The 18753-nt window shown below is 69.8% G+C and carries 17 protein-coding genes and 2 pseudogenes; 3 read left to right on the top strand and 16 right to left on the bottom strand.

The features are described 5' to 3' along the window. Positions 1-5: 5 nt before the first annotated feature. The 13 genes from ACZ3IC_RS09445 to ACZ3IC_RS09505 all read right to left on the bottom strand — a co-directional run bounded on the left by ACZ3IC_RS09445 (position 6) and on the right by ACZ3IC_RS09505 (position 12702). Complete coding sequence (locus ACZ3IC_RS09445) at positions 6-884, bottom strand: ABC transporter permease (RefSeq protein ID WP_467414274.1); 879 nt, start codon at positions 882-884, stop codon at positions 6-8. Beyond that, on the bottom strand, positions 871-1662 hold the full coding sequence (locus tag ACZ3IC_RS09450; protein WP_467414277.1) for an ABC transporter ATP-binding protein: 792 nt from the start codon (positions 1660-1662) through the stop codon (positions 871-873). Before ACZ3IC_RS09450 ends, ACZ3IC_RS09445 begins: the two co-directional genes overlap by 14 nt. A gap of 40 nt (positions 1663-1702) precedes the next feature. Continuing rightward, positions 1703-2818: an aliphatic sulfonate ABC transporter substrate-binding protein gene (locus tag ACZ3IC_RS09455; protein WP_467414280.1), complete on the bottom strand. Its 1116-nt coding sequence runs from the start codon at positions 2816-2818 to the stop codon at positions 1703-1705. Between the two features lie 245 nt (positions 2819-3063). Further along, a complete protein-coding gene (locus tag ACZ3IC_RS09460; protein WP_467414282.1) occupies positions 3064-4434 on the bottom strand; it encodes a sulfate adenylyltransferase subunit 1 in 1371 nt (456 codons plus the stop codon). 1 nt (position 4435) lies between these two features. Continuing rightward, complete coding sequence (gene cysD, locus ACZ3IC_RS09465) at positions 4436-5371, bottom strand: sulfate adenylyltransferase subunit CysD (RefSeq protein ID WP_467414284.1); 936 nt, start codon at positions 5369-5371, stop codon at positions 4436-4438. Continuing rightward, positions 5368-5913, bottom strand: a complete 546-nt coding sequence (gene cysC, locus ACZ3IC_RS09470) for an adenylyl-sulfate kinase (RefSeq protein WP_467414286.1) — start codon at positions 5911-5913, stop codon at positions 5368-5370. The genes cysD and cysC overlap by 4 nt, the downstream gene beginning before the upstream one ends. A gap of 23 nt (positions 5914-5936) precedes the next feature. Beyond that, positions 5937-6650, bottom strand: coding sequence for a phosphoadenylyl-sulfate reductase (locus ACZ3IC_RS09475; RefSeq protein ID WP_467414287.1), 714 nt, complete (start codon positions 6648-6650; stop codon positions 5937-5939). After that, positions 6647-6826: a hypothetical protein gene (locus tag ACZ3IC_RS09480; RefSeq protein ID WP_467414290.1), complete on the bottom strand. Its 180-nt coding sequence runs from the start codon at positions 6824-6826 to the stop codon at positions 6647-6649. Before ACZ3IC_RS09480 ends, ACZ3IC_RS09475 begins: the two co-directional genes overlap by 4 nt. After that, positions 6823-8523: a nitrite/sulfite reductase gene (locus ACZ3IC_RS09485; RefSeq protein ID WP_467414291.1), complete on the bottom strand. Its 1701-nt coding sequence runs from the start codon at positions 8521-8523 to the stop codon at positions 6823-6825. Before ACZ3IC_RS09485 ends, ACZ3IC_RS09480 begins: the two co-directional genes overlap by 4 nt. 116 nt (positions 8524-8639) lie before the next feature. Then, positions 8640-8723, bottom strand: a complete 84-nt coding sequence (locus ACZ3IC_RS09490) for a putative leader peptide (RefSeq protein ID WP_467414728.1) — start codon at positions 8721-8723, stop codon at positions 8640-8642. A 108-nt stretch (positions 8724-8831) separates the two neighbouring features. Beyond that, positions 8832-9425: a GNAT family N-acetyltransferase gene (locus ACZ3IC_RS09495; RefSeq protein WP_467414293.1), complete on the bottom strand. Its 594-nt coding sequence runs from the start codon at positions 9423-9425 to the stop codon at positions 8832-8834. 108 nt (positions 9426-9533) lie between these two features. Then, positions 9534-10820 (bottom strand): helix-turn-helix domain-containing protein, encoded by a 1287-nt coding sequence (locus ACZ3IC_RS09500; RefSeq protein ID WP_467414295.1) that lies wholly within the window; start codon positions 10818-10820, stop codon positions 9534-9536. A 244-nt stretch (positions 10821-11064) separates the two neighbouring features. After that, positions 11065-12702 (bottom strand): acyl-CoA dehydrogenase family protein, encoded by a 1638-nt coding sequence (locus ACZ3IC_RS09505; RefSeq protein WP_467414297.1) that lies wholly within the window; start codon positions 12700-12702, stop codon positions 11065-11067. 17 nt (positions 12703-12719) lie between these two features. Between ACZ3IC_RS09505 and ACZ3IC_RS09510 the strand changes: the two genes are divergently transcribed. After that, positions 12720-13874, top strand: a complete 1155-nt coding sequence (locus tag ACZ3IC_RS09510; protein ID WP_467414299.1) for a YihY/virulence factor BrkB family protein — start codon at positions 12720-12722, stop codon at positions 13872-13874. Between the two features lie 9 nt (positions 13875-13883). On the opposite strand, the gene ACZ3IC_RS09515 is transcribed toward ACZ3IC_RS09510, so the two are convergent. Continuing rightward, entirely contained in the window at positions 13884-14315 is a 432-nt protein-coding gene (locus ACZ3IC_RS09515) for a CU044_2847 family protein (RefSeq protein ID WP_467414302.1), read from the bottom strand. A 52-nt stretch (positions 14316-14367) separates the two neighbouring features. Between ACZ3IC_RS09515 and ACZ3IC_RS09520 the strand changes: the two are divergent. Next, positions 14368-14685, top strand: a pseudogene (locus tag ACZ3IC_RS09520) (DUF6597 domain-containing transcriptional factor); the annotation flags it as partial. A gap of 93 nt (positions 14686-14778) precedes the next feature. Here the strand turns inward: ACZ3IC_RS09520 and ACZ3IC_RS09525 are convergent. Both ACZ3IC_RS09525 and ACZ3IC_RS09530 read right to left on the bottom strand, forming a co-directional pair. Further along, positions 14779-16338, bottom strand: a complete 1560-nt coding sequence (locus ACZ3IC_RS09525; RefSeq protein WP_467414304.1) for a 3-hydroxyacyl-CoA dehydrogenase — start codon at positions 16336-16338, stop codon at positions 14779-14781. Between the two features lie 46 nt (positions 16339-16384). After that, positions 16385-16594: pseudogene (locus ACZ3IC_RS09530) on the bottom strand (3-oxoadipate--succinyl-CoA transferase subunit B); the annotation flags it as partial. A gap of 527 nt (positions 16595-17121) precedes the next feature. On the opposite strand from ACZ3IC_RS09530, the gene ACZ3IC_RS09535 reads away from it, so the two are divergent. Further along, positions 17122-18351 carry an acetyl-CoA C-acetyltransferase gene (locus ACZ3IC_RS09535; protein WP_467414305.1) on the top strand — a complete coding sequence of 410 codons (1230 nt, stop codon included), beginning with the start codon at positions 17122-17124 and terminating at the stop codon, positions 18349-18351. The last annotated feature ends 402 nt before the right edge of the window (positions 18352-18753 follow it).

The raw sequence follows: 18753 nt of genomic DNA on the forward strand, positions 1-18753 counted from the left end.
GTGGCTCAGTTCTTGACGAGGAGACCGCGGCTGCGCAGTACCCACCGCTCCAGCGGACTGAAGATCAGCAGGTCGATCGCGATGCCGACGAACAGGATCAGGATGATGGCGAGGAAGATGCCGGGCATGTCCGCGTTGTTGCGGCCGTTCTCCAGCAACTGACCGAGCCCCAGGCCGAGATCGGGGGAGGACGCGATGATCTCGGCGGCCATCAGCGAACGCCAGGAGAACGCCCAGCCCTGCTTGAGACCGGCCAGGTAGCCGGGCAACGCGGCCGGCAGCACGATGTGCCAGGTCCCGCGCAGCCCGGTCGCGCCGAGCGTACGGCCTGCCCTCAGGAACAGCGGCGGCACCTGGTCGACGCCGGAGACCAGTCCGTTGGCGACCGAGGGGACGGCGCCCAGCAGGATCACGGCGTACATCATGCTGTCGTTCAGTCCGAGCCAGATCACGGCCGGTGCCACCCAGGCGACCGACGGCAGGGACTGCAGCCCGGACAGGATCGGGCCGATCGCGGCCCGTACGAACTTCACCCGGGCGACCAGCAGACCCAGCGGCGTACCGATGGCCACGGCCATCAGGAAGCCGAGCAGACCGCGCGAGATGCTGGTCCAGACGACCTCCAGGAGCGTTCCCTGCAGCCACATGTCGGACGCGCTGGTCCACACCGCGGCCGGTGACGGCAGCTTGTAGTCGTCGGTGACCTGGGCCTCGACGAGCAGCTGCCAGACGGTGATCGCCAGCGCCACCGCGAGCACGGGCGGCAGCACCTTGCGCAGCAGCACCTCGCGCACCGGGGTGCGGCGCACCTGCACGGCGTCCAGCGCGTCGAGCCCGGCCTCCAGACCGGCCAGATCGTCGGGCTTCGTGTCAGTGTCGGCCATGACGGCGGATCTCCCCACGCAGTTGTTCGGTGATCTCGACGGACAGCTCCGCGACCGCGTTGTCCTCGATACGGCGCGGCTGCTCGATGTCGACCGTCCACTCACGGGCGATCCTGCCGGGGCGGGACGACAGTAGGACGACCCGCTCGGCGAGCCGCACCGCTTCGCGCACATTGTGTGTGACGAAGAGGACCGAGACGTTCGTCTCGCGCCAGATCCGGGTCAGCTCGTCGTGCAGCACATCCCGGGTGATGGCGTCGAGCGCGGCGAACGGCTCGTCCATCAGCAGCAGTTGACTGTCCTGGGCGAGGGCCCGGGCCATCGCCACCCGCTGCCGCATACCGCCCGAGAGTTCATGTACCCGCTTCCCGTACGCCCCGCCCAGCCGTACGAGTTCGAGCAGTCGCTCCGCTTCCGTGCGGCGCTGCGACTTGGGTACACCGCGCAGTTGCAGCGCGAGTTCGATGTTCTTGCCCGCGGTCAGCCACGGGAACAGGGCGTGTTCCTGGAACATCAGGGCCGGTCGCCCGCCGGGGGTCTCGATGGACCCCGCGGTCGGGCGGTCGAGTCCGGCCACCAGATTGAGCAGCGTCGACTTTCCGCACCCGGAGGCTCCCAGAAGGGTGACGAACTCGCCCGGTGCGACATCGAGCGAGATGTCGTCGAGGACGAGCTGCTGCCCCTCCGGTCCGCCGAAGGACTTCGAGACGTGGTCGATACGGGCGGCGTGCCCGACCGCTGTATGGTCCTCGCCCTTGGTGAGCGTGGTCGTCGCCATGGTCGTCACCTCCTGGGAGATCCTGGAACGGTCGGATGGCTTACTTGATGCCGAGACCGGCGTCGGCGACCTCGGGCTTGCCCGCGGCCTTGAGGACCTTGTTCAGCGGCTTCAGGTCGTAGATGTCGGTCAGGTCCGGCTTCTCCAGCAGACCGGCCTTCACCGCGTGCTCGGCCTCCGCGTTCAGCGTGGCGGCCAGCGGGTCATCGGTGATCTGGATCGACTTCCACGCCGGGTCGAGGACCTCGGCGGGCAGCGTCTTGCCGGTCAGCTTCTCGAGTGCGGCGTTGGCGGAGGCCTTCGCCTTGTCAGGGTTGGCGTTGATCCACGCGTTGGTGTGGACCGAACCGCGCAGCACCGCCTCGACGACATCGGGGTGCTCGCTCAGGAACTTCTGCGACACGATGATGTTCGTGATCACGAACTTGTTGTCCGGCCACAGCGTCGACTCGTCGAGCAGTTCCTCGGCACCCTCGGCGACCAGCTTGGACGCGGTGGGCTCGGGGACCCAGGCGCCGTCGATGGAACCGGACTTGTAGGCGACCGGGGTCACCTTGGTGTCCGTACGGACCACGGAGACGTCGCCCTTGCCGCTCTGGGCGTCGACCTTCCAGCCCTTCTCGGAGATCCAGTTGAGGAACGCCACGTCCTGCGTGTTGCCGAGCTGCGGGGTGGCGATCTTCTTGCCCTTGAGGTCGTCCAGGGTCTTGATCTTCTTCGGGTCGACGACCAGTTTCACGCCGCCGGAGGCGCAGCCGCCGATGATCCGCAGGTTCTTGCCCTGGGACTTGGTGAAGCCGTTGATGGAGGGCGACGGGCCGATGAAGCCGATGTCGATCGAACCGGCGTTGAGCGCCTCGATCTCGGAAGGGCCCGCGTTGAACTGCGAGGTCTTGAGCCGGGTGCCGCCGAGTTCCTGCTGGAAGAGCCCCTCCTGGTCGCCGACCAGCGCGGTGGCGTGCGTGAGGTTGGGGAAGTAGCCGATCCGCACGGTGTCCGTGGAGAGCTTCTTCGCGTCGGCGGCGACGTCCGACTTCTTGGAGTCGTCGTCCTTCGCCTCGGAGCCGTAGCCGCAGGCGGTGAGTGCCACGGCGAGCAGTGGCAGGGCGGCGGCAGCGGCGAGGCTGCGGTCGAGCGTGGTACGAGGGGCAGGCACGGGAGGTTTTCCTCTCGTTGGCCCGGTGATCGCGTCCCTGCGGAAACTACGGGGGCGCGGCCGGGAAGGCGGCAGGTCTTCGTCTGAACCGGCTGTGCGAGCGGTGCGGTTGGTTCAAGCAGGCGCGCAGGCAGTGCGCGTACGTCATCGCGCACATCGAGCGACCCCGCCCTGGCCGCTGCCGAGGGCGCCGCTGCCGACGCGGCCGCCCTCCTTCGCGAAAGTGGAGTAGATGTCGGTACTCATCAGAAGTTCCATTCGGCGTCGTCGGTGGCCGCGGCCGCGTCCACGGCGGCGAGCGAGGCACCGGCCATGCCGGCCGTCAGTGTGGTGCCGTCCGCCGGGTCGATCAGCAGGAAGGAACCGGTGGGCCGGGAGTCCGCGTACGCGTCGAGGGCGAGCGGCTGCGCGGTACGGACGACGACCCGGCCGATGTCATTGGCGACGAGCCGGCCGGGCGCCGGGTGCTGGGAGAGGTCGTCCAGCGTGAGGCGCGAGGGGATGTCCTTGACGATCGCTTTGACCGTGCGTGTGGTGTGCTTGAGCAGCACCCGCTGGCCGACGGTGAGCGGCTGGTCGGCGACATGGCAGACGGTCGCCTCGACGTCCTGCGTGATCGCCGGCGCGTCGTCGGCCGGTGCGATCAGGTCGCCGCGCGAGATGTCGATGTCGTCGGCCAGCCGGATCGTCACCGACTGGGGCGCCCAGGCGACGTCCACGCTCTCGCCGAGCGCGTCGATCGCGGTGACCGTCGACGTACGGCCCGAGGGCAGGATGGTGACGGCCTCGCCCACGCGGAACGCACCGGCCGCGATCTGGCCCGCGTAACCCCGGTAATCCGGGTGCTCGACGGTCTGCGGCCGGATGACGTACTGGACGGGGAAGCGGGCGTGGCAGGCGGTGAGGTCATGGTTGACCGGCACCGTCTCCAGGTGCTCCAGGACCGTCGGGCCGCCGTACCAGTCCATGTGCGCGGACGGTTCCACGACATTGTCACCGGCCAGCGCGGAGATCGGGATCGTGGTGCACCGGTTTTCCTGAGGGTTCCCCCCAGGCCCCCAGCCCGGGACGCCGAGGGATGCGGCGTACGTGGTGAACTCCTCGGCGATGGCGGCGAACACGGGCTCCGCGTAGTCGACCAGGTCCATCTTGTTGACGGCCAGCACCACGTGCGGCACCCGCAGCAGCGCGGCGACGGCGGCGTGCCGGCGGGTCTGTTCGACGACACCGTTGCGGGCGTCGACCAGGACGACGGCCAGTTCGGCCGTCGAGGCGCCCGTCACCATGTTCCGGGTGTACTGCACATGCCCTGGGGTATCGGCCAGGATGAACCGGCGTCGTGGCGTCGCGAAGTAGCGGTAGGCGACATCGATGGTGATGCCCTGCTCGCGCTCGGCCCGCAGTCCGTCGGTCAGCAGCGCCAGGTCGGGCGCCTTTTGGCCCCGGCTGCGCGAGGCGTGCTCGACGGCCTCCAGCTGGTCGGTGAGGACCGACTTGGAGTCGTGCAGAAGACGTCCCACGAGGGTGGACTTGCCGTCGTCGACGGACCCCGCGGTGGCGAACCGCAGCAGGGTCGTGGTCGACAACTGCTCTGTGTGCTGGGTGAGTGCGGTCATCCTAGAAGTACCCCTCGCGCTTACGGTCTTCCATCGCGGCCTCGGACATCTTGTCGTCGGCACGCGTCGCGCCCCGCTCGGTGAGCCGTGAGGCGGCGATCTCGGTGATCACGGCGGCCGGCGTCGTCGCGTCCGAGTCGACGGCGCCGGTGCACGACATGTCGCCGACCGTGCGGTAGCGCACCTGCCGGGTCTCGACCCGCTCGCCCTCCTTGGGGCCGCCCCAGTCGCCTGCGGTGAGCCACATGCCGGAGCGGTTGAAGACCTTGCGCTCATGGGCGAAGTAGATTTCCGGAAGCTCGATGCGCTCACGGGCGATGTACTGCCAGACGTCCAGCTCGGTCCAGTTGGAGATCGGGAAGACCCGGACGTGCTCGCCGGGGGCGTGCCGGCCGTTGTAGAGCTGCCACAGCTCGGGGCGCTGGCGGCGCGGCTCCCACTGGGAGAACTCGTCGCGCAGCGAGAAGACCCGCTCCTTGGCGCGCGCCTTCTCCTCGTCACGCCGCCCGCCGCCGAACACGGCGTCGAATCGGTGCTGCTGGATCGCCTCGGTCAGCGGCACGGTCTGCAACGGATTGCGGGTGCCGTCCGGGCGCTCGCGGAGCTTCCCGGCGTCGACGTACTCCTGTACGGAGGCGACATGGAGCCGCAGCCCGTGCCGGGCCACCGTGCGGTCGCGGTAATCCAGCACCTCGGGGAAGTTGTGCCCGGTGTCGACGTGCAGCAGCGTGAACGGCACCGGCGCGGGCGCGAACGCCTTGAGCGCCAGATGCAGCATCACGATGGAGTCCTTGCCGCCGGAGAAGAGCATCACCGGCCGCTCGAACTCGCCCGCCACCTCGCGGAAGATGTGTACGGCCTCGGACTCCAGGGAGTCCAGGTGGCTGAGTGCGTACGGATTGTCGGTGCCCTCCGACACAGTCGCGACGGTCGTCACGCCGCACCCCTCTCGCTCAGCAGCGCATACAGCTCCGCCGCGGACTCCTGCACGGTCTGCCGGTGCGACTCGATCCGCAGATCGGGCGACTCGGGTGCCTCGTAAGGGTCGTCGACCCCGGTGAGCCCGCTGATCTCGCCGGCTGCCTGCTTGGCGTAGAGGCCCTTCACATCGCGTACGGAGCACACCTCGACCGGAGTCGCGACATGCACTTCCAGATACGCGGTCCCTTCGGTCTGGTGCCGCTTGCGTACCGCTTCCCGGCTGTCCGTGTACGGGGCGATGACCGGGACCAGCACCTTCACGCCGTTGGCCGCCAGCAGCTCGGCGACGAAGCCGATCCGCTGGACGTTGGTGTGGCGGTCCTCGCGGGAGAAGCCGAGGCCCGCGGAGAGGAACTCCCGGATCTCGTCGCCGTCGAGCACTTCTACGCGGTGGCCCTCGCCGCGCAGCCGCCCGGCGAGCTCGTACGCGATGGTGGTCTTGCCCGCGCTCGGCAGACCGGTCAGCCAGATGGTGGCTCCCGTCTCCGTCACGCTCATCGAAGTCTCCTGATCAGTCGTCATCAGTCGTGCAGTCCGCACTCGGTCTTGCCCCGGCCGGCCCAGCGTCCGGCGCGTGCGTCCTCGCCCCCCAGCACCCGGCGGGTGCAGGGCGCGCAGCCCACGGAGGCGTAACCGTCCATCAGCAGCGGGTTGGTGAGAACGCCGTGCTCGGACACGTACGCGTCGACGTCGTCCTGCGTCCAGCGGGCGATCGGCGAGACCTTGACCTTCTGCCGTTGCTCGTCCCAGCCGACGGCCGGGGTGTTAGCCCGGGTGGGGGACTCGTCGCGGCGCAGCCCGGTGGCCCAGGCCGCATACGGAGTCAGGCCCTCCTCAAGGGGCCTGACCTTGCGGAGCTTGCAGCACAGGTCGGGGTCGCGGTCGTGCAGCTTCGGACCGTACTCGGCGTCCTGCTCGGCGACGGACTGGCGCGGGGTCAGCGTGATGACGTTGACGTCCATCACGGCCTCGACCGCGTCACGGGTGCCGATCGTCTCGGGGAAGTGGTAGCCGGTGTCGAGGAAGACCACGTCCACACCCGGCAGGGCGCGCGAGGCGAGGTGCGCCACGACGGCGTCCTCCATGGAAGAGGTGACGCAGAACCGCTTGCCGAAGGTGTCGGCCGCCCACTGGAGGATCTCCAGCGCGGAGACGTTCGCCAGCTCCCGGCCGGCCCGCCCGGCCAGCTCCTTCAGCTCCTCGACGGTGCGTTCCTCCATCTGAATATCCGTCATATTCTGTCCTGTTCAACGTCGTCACGCTGCAACCCCCGGGTCAGCAGACCCAGGAACTTCAGCTGGAACGCGCGGTTGCAGGAGGCACATTCCCAGGCGCCGTGGCCGGTCTCGTGCGGGCGCAGGTCCTCGTCACCGCAGTAAGGGCAGTAGAACGGGGCGGCGCGTTCGCTCATGACAGCGACTCCGCACTGGCGCGCGCTGCCCAGGTCGCGAACCGCTCGCCGTCCTCGCGCTCCTCCTGGAAGCGGCCCAGGACCCGCTCGACATAGTCGGGCAGTTCGGCCGAAGTGACCTTCAGGCCACGGACCTTCCGGCCGAACCCGGCCTCCAGGCCCAGGGCGCCGCCCAGGTGCACCTGGTAGCCCTCGACCTGGTTGCCGTCGGCGTCCAGGACGAGCTGGCCCTTGAGGCCGATGTCCGCGGTCTGGATGCGGGCGCAGGCGTTGGGGCAGCCGTTGATATTGATGGTGAGCGGCTCGTCGAACTCCGGCAGGCGACGCTCCAGTTCGTCGATCAGCGAGGCGCCGCGCGCCTTCGTCTCGACGATCGCCAGCTTGCAGAACTCGATGCCGGTGCAGGCCATCGTGCCCCGTCGGAACGGAGAGGGCTTCACCTGGAAGTCGAGCGCTTCGAGGCCGGCGACCAGGGAGTCCACCTGGTCCTGCTCCACATCGAGGATGAGCATCTTCTGCTCGACGGTGGTGCGCAGCCGGTCCGAGCCGTGGGCGGCCGCCAGGTCGGCGATCTTGGCCAGGGTGGAGCCGTCCACACGGCCTACCCGGGGTGCGAAACCGAGGTAGAACCGGCCGTCCTTCTGCTGGTGGACGCCGATGTGGTCGCGCCAGCGGCTGCTGGGCTCCGCGGGCGCGGGCCCGTCGATGAGCGGACGCTTCAGGTACTCGTCCTCCAGTACCCGGCGGAACTTCGCCGGGCCCCAGTCGGCCATCAGGAACTTCAGGCGGGCGCGGGTGCGCAGCCGGCGGTATCCGTAGTCACGGAAGATGCCGACGACCCCGGCCCAGACATCCGGCACCTCGTCGAGAGGCACCCAGGAGCCCAGCCGCTCGGCGAGACGCGGGTTGGTGGAGAGCCCGCCGCCGACCCAGACGTCGAAGCCCGGGCCGTGCTCGGGGTGGACGACGCCGACGAACGCGATGTCGTTGATCTCGTGCACCACGTCCTGCACCGGCGAGCCGGAGATCGCGGTCTTGAACTTGCGCGGCAGGTTCGAGAATTCCTTGCTGCCGATGTAGCGCTCGTGGATCTCGTCGACCGCCGGCGTCCCGTCGATGATCTCGTCGGCGGCGATCCCGGCCACCGGGGAGCCGATGATCACGCGGGGGCAGTCACCGCAGGCCTCGGTGGTGGAGAGCCCGACGGCCTCCAGCTTCTCCCAGATCGCCGGTACGTCCTCGATCCGGATCCAGTGGTACTGGACGTTCTGCCGGTCGGTGAGGTCCGCGGTGCCGCGCGCGTACTCCTGCGAGACCTCGCCGATGACCCGCAGCTGCTCAGTGGTCAGCCGGCCGCCGTCGATCCGGACCCGCAGCATGAAGTACGTGTCGTCCAGCTCCTCCGGCTCCAGGATCGCGGTCTTGCCGCCGTCGATCCCGGGCTTGCGCTGGGTGTAGAGGCCCCACCAGCGCATGCGTCCACGGAGGTCGTTGGGGTCGATCGAGTCGAAACCGCGCTTGGAGTAGATCGTCTCAATGCGTGTCCGCACATTGAGACCGTCGTCGTCCTTCTTGAACTGCTCATTGCCATTGAGGGGAGTGTGGTGCCCCACGGCCCACTGGCCTTCGCCGCGGTGGCGTCCGGCCTTGCGGCGGGGCGTGGTGGTGCTCGCAGGTTGTTCCGGGGCAGCGGCCATGACAGTACGTCCTTCGGGACTACAGGAGGGCGGCTCTGAACTGCACACTCGCGCTGAGGCGCGGCGGTGCGCAGGGTTTTGCAGAGAAAAGGGGGATCGCGGCGGTGCTGGGACTCTCAGCCCGTCGGACAGACGGCGCTGGACACGCGGCCGAGGTCGACGTGGCGTCGACTCACCAGGGCGATTCCAGTCCCAGACATGACGGAAGCGTGGCACGCGAAGCTCGGACCAGTCCACCACTGTCCATGATGTGAACGAAAGTGTCCTGCCCAATCACCTCACCTGTCGCCGGAAGCCGCGTCCGCGCCCTACCGCGCCGCCCCCGGCCACGGCCCCGGCGTCGCCACCTCCGGCTCCAGCTCCACCGTGGTGTCGAAGAGCCGGAAGCCGCGCCGCAGATAGTTGTCCATGGCGTGCGGTCCGTCCTTGGAGCAGGTGTGCAGCCACACCCGCTTCGTCGGCGTCCGCTCCGGCCAGCGTTCCGCCAGGTCCCAGGCGCGGGCGACCCCGTACGAGAGCAGATGGCCGCCGATCCGGCGCCCCCGGAAGGCCGGTATCAGCCCGAAGTACATGATCTCGACCACGCCGTCGTCCTGCGGGTCCAACTCGATGTATCCGGCCGGAGTGCCGTTTTCGTACGCCACCCAGGTTTCCGCCCCGGGCCGGTCCAAGGCTTCCTGCCACTGCGCGTACGTCATCGTGAGCCGGTCCGTCCACTGGATGTCGCCGCCGACCGCCGTGTACAGGAACCGGCTGAACTCGGGCAGCGGCACCCCGGACCGCATGATCCGCACATCGCCCTCCGGAACCGCGGCGGGGCGCAGATCGTCGGAGGAGGTCTGTTCCAGGGACCAGATGGTCACCTCGGCGGTGGTGGCGGCGGTGTGCGCGGGGTTGCTCATGGCTGTCAGGGAACCATGCCGCCCGGCCCGGGCCCAAGCCGGTCCCGCAGCCCGGACGGCGGGACCGTCGCCAAACGGCGAAAGAGGGGTCCTGGTACCGCAACCGTGCTAGGCAACCGTACGCGCCCTGACCACCACCGGAGCCGTCGAGCGCGGCAGCAGATCGGCCGGATGATCCGGGTGGATCACCTCCACCTCGACCCCCTCGCCGAAGCGGTACGGGCGGTGAGCCAGTACCTCCGCGAGATGGCGGCGTATCCGTGAGATCTCCGCCCGCACCGTCACCGTCCGGGTGGCGTCGCCGAAGATGTCCTCCGCCAGCTCGGATGCCGTACGCCCCTCACGGTGCAGCGCCAGGGCGTACAGCAGCTCCGCGTGGCGCGGCGAGAGCCGTTGCGTCCAGGTGCCCACCGCACCCACCACATTGACCGTGAGACCGCGGGGCCGGCTCAGGTCCAGCACCACCCGTCGCGGCGGCCCGTCCGAAGACCCGTCCGTGACCTGCACCAGCCAGCCGCCGGGCAGCGGCTCGACCCGGCACATACCGAGCGACGGCAGCCACACGCGGCCCGGCTGCATCGACTTGGGCAGCGGCAGCCGGTCGACCGGCGGCATCCCGGTCACCGCGGCGAGCCAGCCGTGGGTGTCCACCGCCAGGGCCCGGCCGCCCACCCGGCACAGCAGCGGCGCCGCCACCGAACGCAGCCGGTCGATCGTCTGCAGATGCCGGTTCCTGATCTCGCTCTCGGCCAGCCTGGCGACCGAACGGACCAGGGCGAGCGATGTCGGATGGAACGTGGACGCCGGACCGCTGATGTCGACGATGCCCATCAGCCGACTGTCCCGCGGATCACGCACCGGAGCCGCCGCACAGGTCCAGTTGTGCAGACTGCGCACGAAGTGTTCCGACGAATGGACCTGGACCGGTGTCCGCGAGACGAGCGCCGTGCCGATCGCGTTCGTCCCCGTGCTCGCCTCCGCCCAGGCGGCGCCCTCCGCCAGACAAATGTCGTCCGCCCGGCGCAGCACCCCCGTATTGCCCTGGCGCCACAGCACCCGGCCTTCCACATCGGTGACCACCACGATCTGCTGGGCGGCGTCCGCGAGGGAGACCAGGCCCTCGCTCAGCAGCGGCATCACCTCGCCCAGCGTCGAATTCCGGCGCCGGTGCTCGATCTCGTCCATCTCCAGCAGCACACTCTCGGTGGACTGATCCGGATCGATACCGCTGCGCCGCACCCGGTCCCACGAAGCGCCGATCTCCGCCCGAGGGGCGACCGGCGAACGGCCGCCAGCGAGCCTCGCCTCCCTGGCCCGGTGGATCAGGCGTATGGCCCGGACGGACTGCGGCACAGCCGATCGCGTCACCTCGGCAGCGCGTGTCTCCACTCTCATTCCCCCCAGATGCACGGGCCGGTTCAGCGGCCCACGGACCCATCCTGCCTGGTGTGAGGGGCCCGATACCGCGCACTCCACACAATGGTTGCAACCCTTTGCAACTCTGGCGAGGGCGTGCGGGTCCGTACGAGAGTGACGGAAACGCCGTACGGCGGAGCCTGTGCCCCGCCATCGTGTGTGCACAGCATGGAGGGTGGTGCCGTGTCGGCGCAGCACCACCCTCCGTTGCTGTGCCTCCCGGCTAATGCTCGACGGGCCGCGCCCGTTCCACGACCGATGCCAGGTCGAGGCTGTGCGGCAACGTCCCGAACGCCGTGCCCCAGTCCCCGCCCAGCCGTGACGCACAGAACGCGTCGGCCACCTCCGGCGGCGCCCAGCGCACCAGCAGCGCCCCCTGCAGCACCAGAGCCATCCGCTCGACCAGTCGGCGGGCCCGCGCCTCGATCCCGTTCAGATCGGCGAGCTCCGTCAGCATGTCCTTGATCGCCCCGTCCAGCCGGTGATCGGCGCCACGCGCCCTGCCGACCTCCTGAAGGAACGCGTTCAGTGCCTGGGGCTCGCGTTGCAGCGCCCGCAGCACATCAAGCGCCTGTACGTTCCCCGAGCCCTCCCAGATCGAGTTGAGCGGCGCCTCGCGCAGCAGCCGGGGCATCCCGGACTCCTCGACGTAACCGTTGCCGCCGAGACATTCCAGCGCCTCACCCACCATCGGCGTGCACCGTTTCGTCACCCAGTACTTCGCCGTCGGCACCGCGATCCGCAGGAAGGCCCGCTCGCTCTCCGAATCGGCGTCGTATGCCGCGGCCAGCCGCAGCGCCAGCACCGTCGCGGCCTCCGACTCCAGCGCCAGATCGGCCAGCACATTGCGCATCAGCGGCTTCTCGATCAACACCCCGCCGAACGCGCTGCGGTACGTGCAGTGGTGGATCGCCTGCGCCACCGCCTGCCGCATCAGCGCCGCCGAACCGACCACACAGTCCAGCCGGGTCGCCGCCACCATCTCGATGATGGTGCGCACCCCGCGCCCCTCGTCGCCGACCCGGCGCGCCCACGTCCCGTCGAACTCGACCTCGCTCGACGCATTGGACCGGTTGCCCAGTTTGTCCTTCAGCCTTTGGATCGCGAACGTGTTGCGCGTGCCGTCGGGCAGCACCCGGGGCAGCAGAAAACACGTCAGGCCGCCGGGCGCCTGCGCCAGCACCAGGAATCCGTCGGACATCGGCGCCGAACAGAACCACTTGTGCCCGGTGAGCAGATACTCGCCCTCTGCCGCCAGCGGCTCGGCCCGCGTCGTATTGGACCGTACGTCCGTGCCGCCCTGCTTTTCCGTCATGCCCATCCCGAAGAGCACACCGGCCTTCTGCGCGGCGGGCCGCAGCCCCTGCTCGTACACCGTCGAGCTCAGCAGCGGCTCCCACTCGGCGGCCAGCGCCGGATCGGTCCGCAGCGCGGGCACCGCCGCGTGCGTCATCGACAGCGGGCAGCCGTGCCCCGCCTCGGCCTGCGTCCACACCAGGAAGCCGGCCGCCCGCCGCACATGACCGCCGGGCCTGCCCCAGGCGTCGGTCAGACCCGCGGCGACCGCATGACCCAGCAGCCGGTGCCAGGCCGGATGGAACTCCACCTCGTCGATGCGATTCCCGTACCGGTCGTGGGAACGCAGCACCGGCGGATTCTCGTTCGCCTGCACCCCCCACGCCTGCGCCTGCGCGGAGCCCGCGGACCTGCCCAGCTCGCCGAGTTCGCCTTGGGCTTCGGCCAGGAGATCGGGCGGCATGTGACGTTGCACCGCCTCGGTGAGTGCGCGGTCGGCGGCGAAGACGTCGTAGCCGACCAGCGGCGGTACCTGGTTGGACACTGTGTGGGTGGTGGGTGCCATGCCGATACGGTAAGGATGTGCAGGCAGCAAATGAAACACCCGAGCGGCCATCGGGTCGGCTCCACCGGGCTCGAGTCCTCTACCGCAATGTATCCAAGCGGCAGATGGTCTGGCAGTTGCTCAAGGACACCATCAACTCGTGCATGGAGTACCGCATCCTGGGACTCGCCGCCGAGGCGGCGTTCTTCACCCTGCTGTCCCTGCCCCCGCTGCTGCTCGGCCTGATCGGACTGCTCGGTTACGTCGACGAGTGGACCAGCACCACCACGGTCGCCTCCATCGAGCGCAACATCCTCAACGCCTCGCAGACGGTGCTCAGCGAGCGGGGCGTCAACGACTTCGCCGAACCGCTCCTGGCGGACGTCACCAGGGGCGCCCGGCCCGACATCATCTCGATCGGCTTCGCGATCGCGCTCTGGTCCGGCTCTCGCGCGGTCAACGTCTTCATCGAAACGATCACGGTGATGTACGGCCTCGACGGCCAGCGCGGCATCGTCAAGACGCGGCTGCTCTCCTTCCTGCTGTATGTCGTCGCGCTGCTGCTCGGTGCCGTCGTGCTGCCGCTGCTCGTGGTCGGCCCCGACCGGGTCGTGGAGTTCATCCCGTGGGGCACCGAGGTCTTCAGCATTCTGTACTGGCCGCTGGTGATCCTGCTGTCAATCGCGTTCCTGACGACGCTCTACCACGTGTCCGTACCGGTCCGTTCGCCGTGGATCGAGGATGTGCCAGGTGCGCTGGTCGCGCTCGCGATGTGGGTGCTCGGAAGTTTCCTGCTGCGGATCTACCTCACCAGTACGGTCGAGGGGCCCACGATCTATGGCTCGTTGGCGGCACCGATCGCCGTCCTGCTGTGGATCGGCATCTCTGCGTTCGCGGTGCTGGTCGGAGCGGCGGTGAACGCCGCCATCGACCGGGTGTGGCCCTCGTTGGCGACGGCTGCGGCGCGTGCGGCCAATGACCGGGCACGGGTGGCCCAGGCCGCGGAGTTCGTGGCGCGGACACAGGCGGAGAACCGGGACGACGACGATGACGACGACGGTGACAGTCCCCATATGCCGTCCGAGTTCCCGGAGCGCTGGTCGAGGTTCTTGCCGCCGGACGATGTGAAGTCCAGACTGCAGCCGAGCCGCGACAAGGAGTCGGACCAGTCGAACAACCCGTCCGACGATTGAGGGCGCCCGCTACCTGGCGGTTGCGGGTGGTGTGGCCGGTACGGGTGGTGCGACCGGTACGGGTGGGGCCGTGGGCGCCGGTACAGCCGGTGTCGTTGATGCAGTCTCTGCGGCTGATGTCGTGCCGGGGGACCAGGACAGCTTGACCAGCAGATGGCCCTCGACCGCGCTCCTCGCGATCACGGCTCCGGCCTCCGCAGTGATCTTCACCCCGAACTCGAGCTCCACACCGTCCGGTTTCAGGGCGCCGTCCCGGAACACCGCGAGGGCGGACTCGGCCGCCGAACGGATTCCCGTGAGTGCGCTGTCGAACGTACGCCCGGCTCTGGCCAGGGTGTTGTCGTCGCCCAGTGCGACCAGCTGTGCACCGGGCGTATGACGGTCGACCTCGACCGTCACCGTCGCGCCGCTGTCGGTGGTGAACTCCATCAGTGCCGTCATGACCGCCCCCGGGTAGCTGATTCCGTCCGCCGACGAGATTAGCGTGTGGCGTTTGAGCGACAGGTACGAAGAGCGGGCGTCGCGTTCGAGGGTGCGATCACGTGGACACTGAGCGTGCCGGAAGGGTCGGTCCATCCGGTGCTGCCCGACGGCTGCGTGGACCTGCTCCGGATCGGTGGACGGCTGCTCGTCGCGGGCCCCCCACACCCATGCAAAAACGCCGGCCGTCGAGACCGGCGGGCAGTACACCGGCATCCGCTTCGCGCCCGGCACGGCCCCGGCGCTTTTCGGCGTACCGGCGCATGAACTGCGCGACCGCCGGGTCGACCTCGCGGACCTGTGGCCGGGCACGCTGGTCCGCGTACTCACCGCCGCCGGGGATCGCCGAGAGCTTGGAGAAGGCAATCCACGCACGGCGGGACCTGTCGGGACCGCAGCCCCCGACAGGTCCCGCTGCCCTCCGTCACGACGACGCGGCGCCGCCCGTGCAGTCGGCGGGTGATGTCCCCGATTCCGTCAGCGCGAGACCCAGCTGGGCGCGTTCGGTGACCCAGCGGCTCGGGCGATGGCGCGGGTCGCCCGTCGTGCGGTGCAGCGCCCGGTGCAGCTCCAGCATCCGTTCGGCGCCGACCCGGTCGCCCCAGGCCAGCGGGCCGACGGGGTAGCCGAGCCCGGCCGTGACGGCCAGGTCGATATCGGCGGGGGTGGCGATGGAACGCTCCGCGATCGATGCCGCGACTGACACGATCGAGGCGAGCAGCCGCTGAGCGACCGAACCCGCAGTGTCCCGTACCACCGAGACCGCATAAGGCCCGTCACCGTCCGCCGCCCGGGTCAGCACCGCGCGGGCGTCGCGCGCAGCGGCCGGGTCCGCCGCCGGGGTCACGGCCAGCACCCGCCTCCGGCCGACCGGAGGCAGCGGGTCCACGCCGAAGGTGCGCGGCGCGGGCAGCTGGTGCTCGGCGACCGCGGAGGCGACCGTGGTGCCCCAGACCGGAACCAGTACGAGGGCGTCGGCTGACGGCTCCGTACCGGTCTCGACGACGGCGCCCGCCGCGGTCAGCGCCGCACGCAGCACGGTCGCGTCCCGCTCCTGGGACGCGACGCCGTGGACGAACACCGGGCGGTCCGCGTCTCCCGTGACCGGCGGTTCCGGGGCCGGGGCGGGCGCCTCGGGGCCGTGGTCGAACCAGCCGCGCCCGGTCTTGCGGCCGTGCAGCCCCGCGGCCACCCGGTTCGGGGTGAGATAGGAAGGGCGGAGCCGGTCCGCGTACCGGAATCCCTGCCAGATCGAGTCGATCACCGTGGCCGTCACATCCAGACCGGTGAGGTCCATCAGCTCGAACGGTCCCATGCGCAGGCCGAGCACATCACGGGCGATCCGGTCGATGTCCGCCGGATCGCCGACCGTCTCCTCCAGCAGCGCGAGCGCCTCGGTCACCAGGCCGCGGCCGGCGTGGTTGACGAGGAAACCGGGGGTGTCGGCGACCGTGACCGCACGGTGGCCACAGCTCTCGACAAGCGCGGTGAGGGCCGACGGGATCTCCGGACGGGTGGCCGTGCCGGGCACGATCTCGACAATCCTCATCAGCGGCACCGGGTTGAAGAAGTGCAGCCCGGCCAGGCGCGTCGGGTCCTTCAGCGACGCGGCGATCCGGGTGACCGACAGGGACGAGGTGTTGGTCGCGAAGACGGCCGTCGAGGGCAGCGCCTGCTCCAGCCGGCCGAAGACCTCCGCCTTGGTGTCGAGGTCCTCCCGCACGGCCTCGATGACCAGCTCGACGTCCGGGCCTTCCACCCACGGGTCGTCCAGCGGGATCAGACGCTCCATCGCGGCGGCGGAGTCCTCGGCGGACATCCGGCCCTTCTGCACGGCCCTTTCGAGCATGGACCGTACGAAGTCCACCGCGGCCGTCACCGCCTCCGTACGCACGTCGCACAGCTCGATGGTGTGTCCGGCGGTCGCCGCCCACTGGGCGATGCCGCGGCCCATGGCCCCGGCGCCGACGATCCTGATACGCATGGCGGTTGCGGTCCTCTCGGGATGTGAACATGTGATTCGTCTCAACTCAGCGAAGATAGACCCGGTCCGGGTCCACGTCCTCGCGCAGCAGCCGCAGTTCGGCCTCGGTCGGCAGCGGTAGGTCCCGACCGTGTCGGCGACCCGGAGGTTTCAGCCGGTGGCCCGCCCGTACCTGCTCGACGGTGACGCCCACTCGTACGGCGACCAGCCGCAGCTCCTGGCCGATGCCTTCACGGGCAAGGATGCCCAGATGGGTGAAGCCTTCGAGACAGACGGTGCTGCCGTCGTGGACGGCGATCGCTGCCTTCATCGAAATTGTCTTGCCCTGCCGGTCCGTCGTGGCCACGGTGCTCCTCCGGCTCTGCGTGCGCGCCCTGGGTATGCGCGTCGTCCCACCGTGTCAGCGGCTATTGATTGCTGCCCCATGCCAAATTAAGGTCGCATCAAGACTTCTGATTGATGAATCAGGTCGGTGATGATCGACCGGTGACCGGAGGAGCGGGCATGGCGGGCCGACAACCCCTCCGCCGCTCTGCGGTCGGTGCACGCCGTGGCGAAGGAAGCCCTGCCCACGCCGGGAAAAAGCCCTGCCCACGTCGGGGGCCCGGCCGGGCTCCTGGCCAGGGGCCGAACCACCGCAAGCCGCCATTGAGACGCGCTGCGTCTTGAACCAGGGCGATCGGGATATTGGACCGGCTCAGTCACAGGGTGCAAGGGTCGGCGACACGCGCCCCTCGCCTTCGAAAGGGCGACACACGCCCCTCGCCACCGAAAGGTCACGCCGTGCCCGACCAGCAGCTCGATGTCGTCATCTGTGAACCGCTGCGCACCCCCATCGGACGCTTCGGCGGAGTGTTCGCACAGCAGACGCCGACGGCACTCGCCGCACGCGTCATCGCCGAGGTCGTCGCCCGCACCGGAATCGACCCCGCCGCGGTCGACGAGGTGATCCTCGGACACGCCTACCCGTCCGCGGAGGCCCCCGCCATCGGCCGGGTCGCCGCCCTCGACGCCGGACTGCCCGAGACCGTCACCGGCACCCAGATCGACCGCCGCTGTGGCTCCGGCCTCCAGGCCGTCCTCGACGCGGCGATGCAGATCCGGGCCGGCTTCAGCGAGGTCGTCATCGCGGGCGGTGTCGACGTGATGAGCGTCGCCCCGTACTACACGCACGAAGGGCGATGGGGCATCAAGGGTCCCGGCCTCCAGCTCCACGACGCGCTGGCCAGGGGCAGGGTCACCGCGGGCGGCGTCAACCACCCCGTACCGGGCGGCATGATCGAGACCGCCGAGAACCTGCGCCGTGCGTACGGCATCAGCCGCGCCGACCAGGACGCCCTCGCCCTGCGCTCGCAGCAGCGCGCCGGCCGGGCCGCGGCGGAGGGACGGTACGACGCGGAGACCGTGCCCGTCACCGTACGGACCCGCAAGGGCGAGATGGTCGTCACGGCCGACGAGCACCCCCGCCCCGACACCACCGCCGAACAACTCGCCGCACTGCGACCGATCATGGCGAAGTCCGACGCCGAGGCGACCGTCACCGCCGGCAACGCCAGCGGTCAGAACGACGCAGCCGCCGCCTGCCTCGTGACCGGAGCGGCCACCGCCGAACGGCTCGGCCTCACCCCGCTGGTCCGGCTGGTCTCCTTCGCCCGCGCCGGGGTGCCCGCCGCCACCATGGGCATCGGCCCCGTCCCGGCGACCCGAGCGGCCCTGGACCGCGCCGGACTCACCCTTGCCGACCTCGACCTGATCGAGCTCAACGAGGCGTTCGCCGCCCAAGTGATCGCCTGCACCCGCGAGTTGGGTCTGAGTGAAACCGACCATGAGCAGCGCATCAACGTCAACGGCTCCGGTGTCTCCCTCGGCCACCCGGTCGGTGCCACCGGTGCCCGCATCCTTGCCACACTGACCCGCGAGCTGCACCGCCGCGAGGTCCGGTACGGCCTGGAGACCATGTGCATCGGCGGCGGACAGGGCCTCGCCGCGATCTTCGAGCGCATCGCGGCCTGAGAGACGCCACGGGGCAGTGAGACGCCGAGCGTCTCGCGTTCTCCCCGATGCTCGAACGCAACTCGCGCCACAACAAGCCTCAATTGCACGGCGTCACCGGGCTTGCCCGCCGTGCCAGCTCACGCGCCGACCGCTGCCCCGGCGCCCGGGCGAGCCAGATACAAGTGGCGACGGGTGTTGTCGGCATGTCCGCGCCCAGATATCCGCTTGCGACCAGCTTCCGGTGCAACGCCGGTGGGATGACGATGCCGAACTCCCGGTCCTGCAACTCGCCGTTGCTGAGGACTGCGGAGAAGAGCAGAGAGGTGGGGGGGGGGGGGGGGGGGGGGGGGGGGGGGGGGGGGCGCGGGGGGGGGGGGGGGGGTGGGTGGGGGGGGGGTGGGATGTGGAGTGGGTGGGGGA

This window comes from Streptomyces sp. NPDC002958 (assembly GCF_055563255.1).

Excerpts from the sequence above, each read along its gene's own strand:
- ACZ3IC_RS09445 (WP_467414274.1), bottom strand. The coding sequence starts at position 884 with ATGGCCGACACTGACACGAAGCCCGACGATCTGGCCGGTCTGGAGGCC.
- ACZ3IC_RS09450 (WP_467414277.1), bottom strand. The coding sequence starts at position 1,662 with ATGGCGACGACCACGCTCACCAAGGGCGAGGACCATACAGCGGTCGGG.
- ACZ3IC_RS09460 (WP_467414282.1), bottom strand. The coding sequence starts at position 4,434 with ATGACCGCACTCACCCAGCACACAGAGCAGTTGTCGACCACGACCCTG.
- cysC (WP_467414286.1), bottom strand. The coding sequence starts at position 5,913 with ATGAGCGTGACGGAGACGGGAGCCACCATCTGGCTGACCGGTCTGCCG.
- ACZ3IC_RS09475 (WP_467414287.1), bottom strand. The coding sequence starts at position 6,650 with ATGACGGATATTCAGATGGAGGAACGCACCGTCGAGGAGCTGAAGGAG.
- ACZ3IC_RS09480 (WP_467414290.1), bottom strand. The coding sequence starts at position 6,826 with ATGAGCGAACGCGCCGCCCCGTTCTACTGCCCTTACTGCGGTGACGAG.
- ACZ3IC_RS09485 (WP_467414291.1), bottom strand. The coding sequence starts at position 8,523 with ATGGCCGCTGCCCCGGAACAACCTGCGAGCACCACCACGCCCCGCCGC.
- ACZ3IC_RS09490 (WP_467414728.1), bottom strand. The coding sequence starts at position 8,723 with ATGTCTGGGACTGGAATCGCCCTGGTGAGTCGACGCCACGTCGACCTC.
- ACZ3IC_RS09495 (WP_467414293.1), bottom strand. The coding sequence starts at position 9,425 with ATGAGCAACCCCGCGCACACCGCCGCCACCACCGCCGAGGTGACCATC.
- ACZ3IC_RS09500 (WP_467414295.1), bottom strand. The coding sequence starts at position 10,820 with ATGAGAGTGGAGACACGCGCTGCCGAGGTGACGCGATCGGCTGTGCCG.
- ACZ3IC_RS09505 (WP_467414297.1), bottom strand. The coding sequence starts at position 12,702 with ATGGCACCCACCACCCACACAGTGTCCAACCAGGTACCGCCGCTGGTC.
- ACZ3IC_RS09515 (WP_467414302.1), bottom strand. The coding sequence starts at position 14,315 with ATGACGGCACTGATGGAGTTCACCACCGACAGCGGCGCGACGGTGACG.
- ACZ3IC_RS09525 (WP_467414304.1), bottom strand. The coding sequence starts at position 16,338 with ATGCGTATCAGGATCGTCGGCGCCGGGGCCATGGGCCGCGGCATCGCC.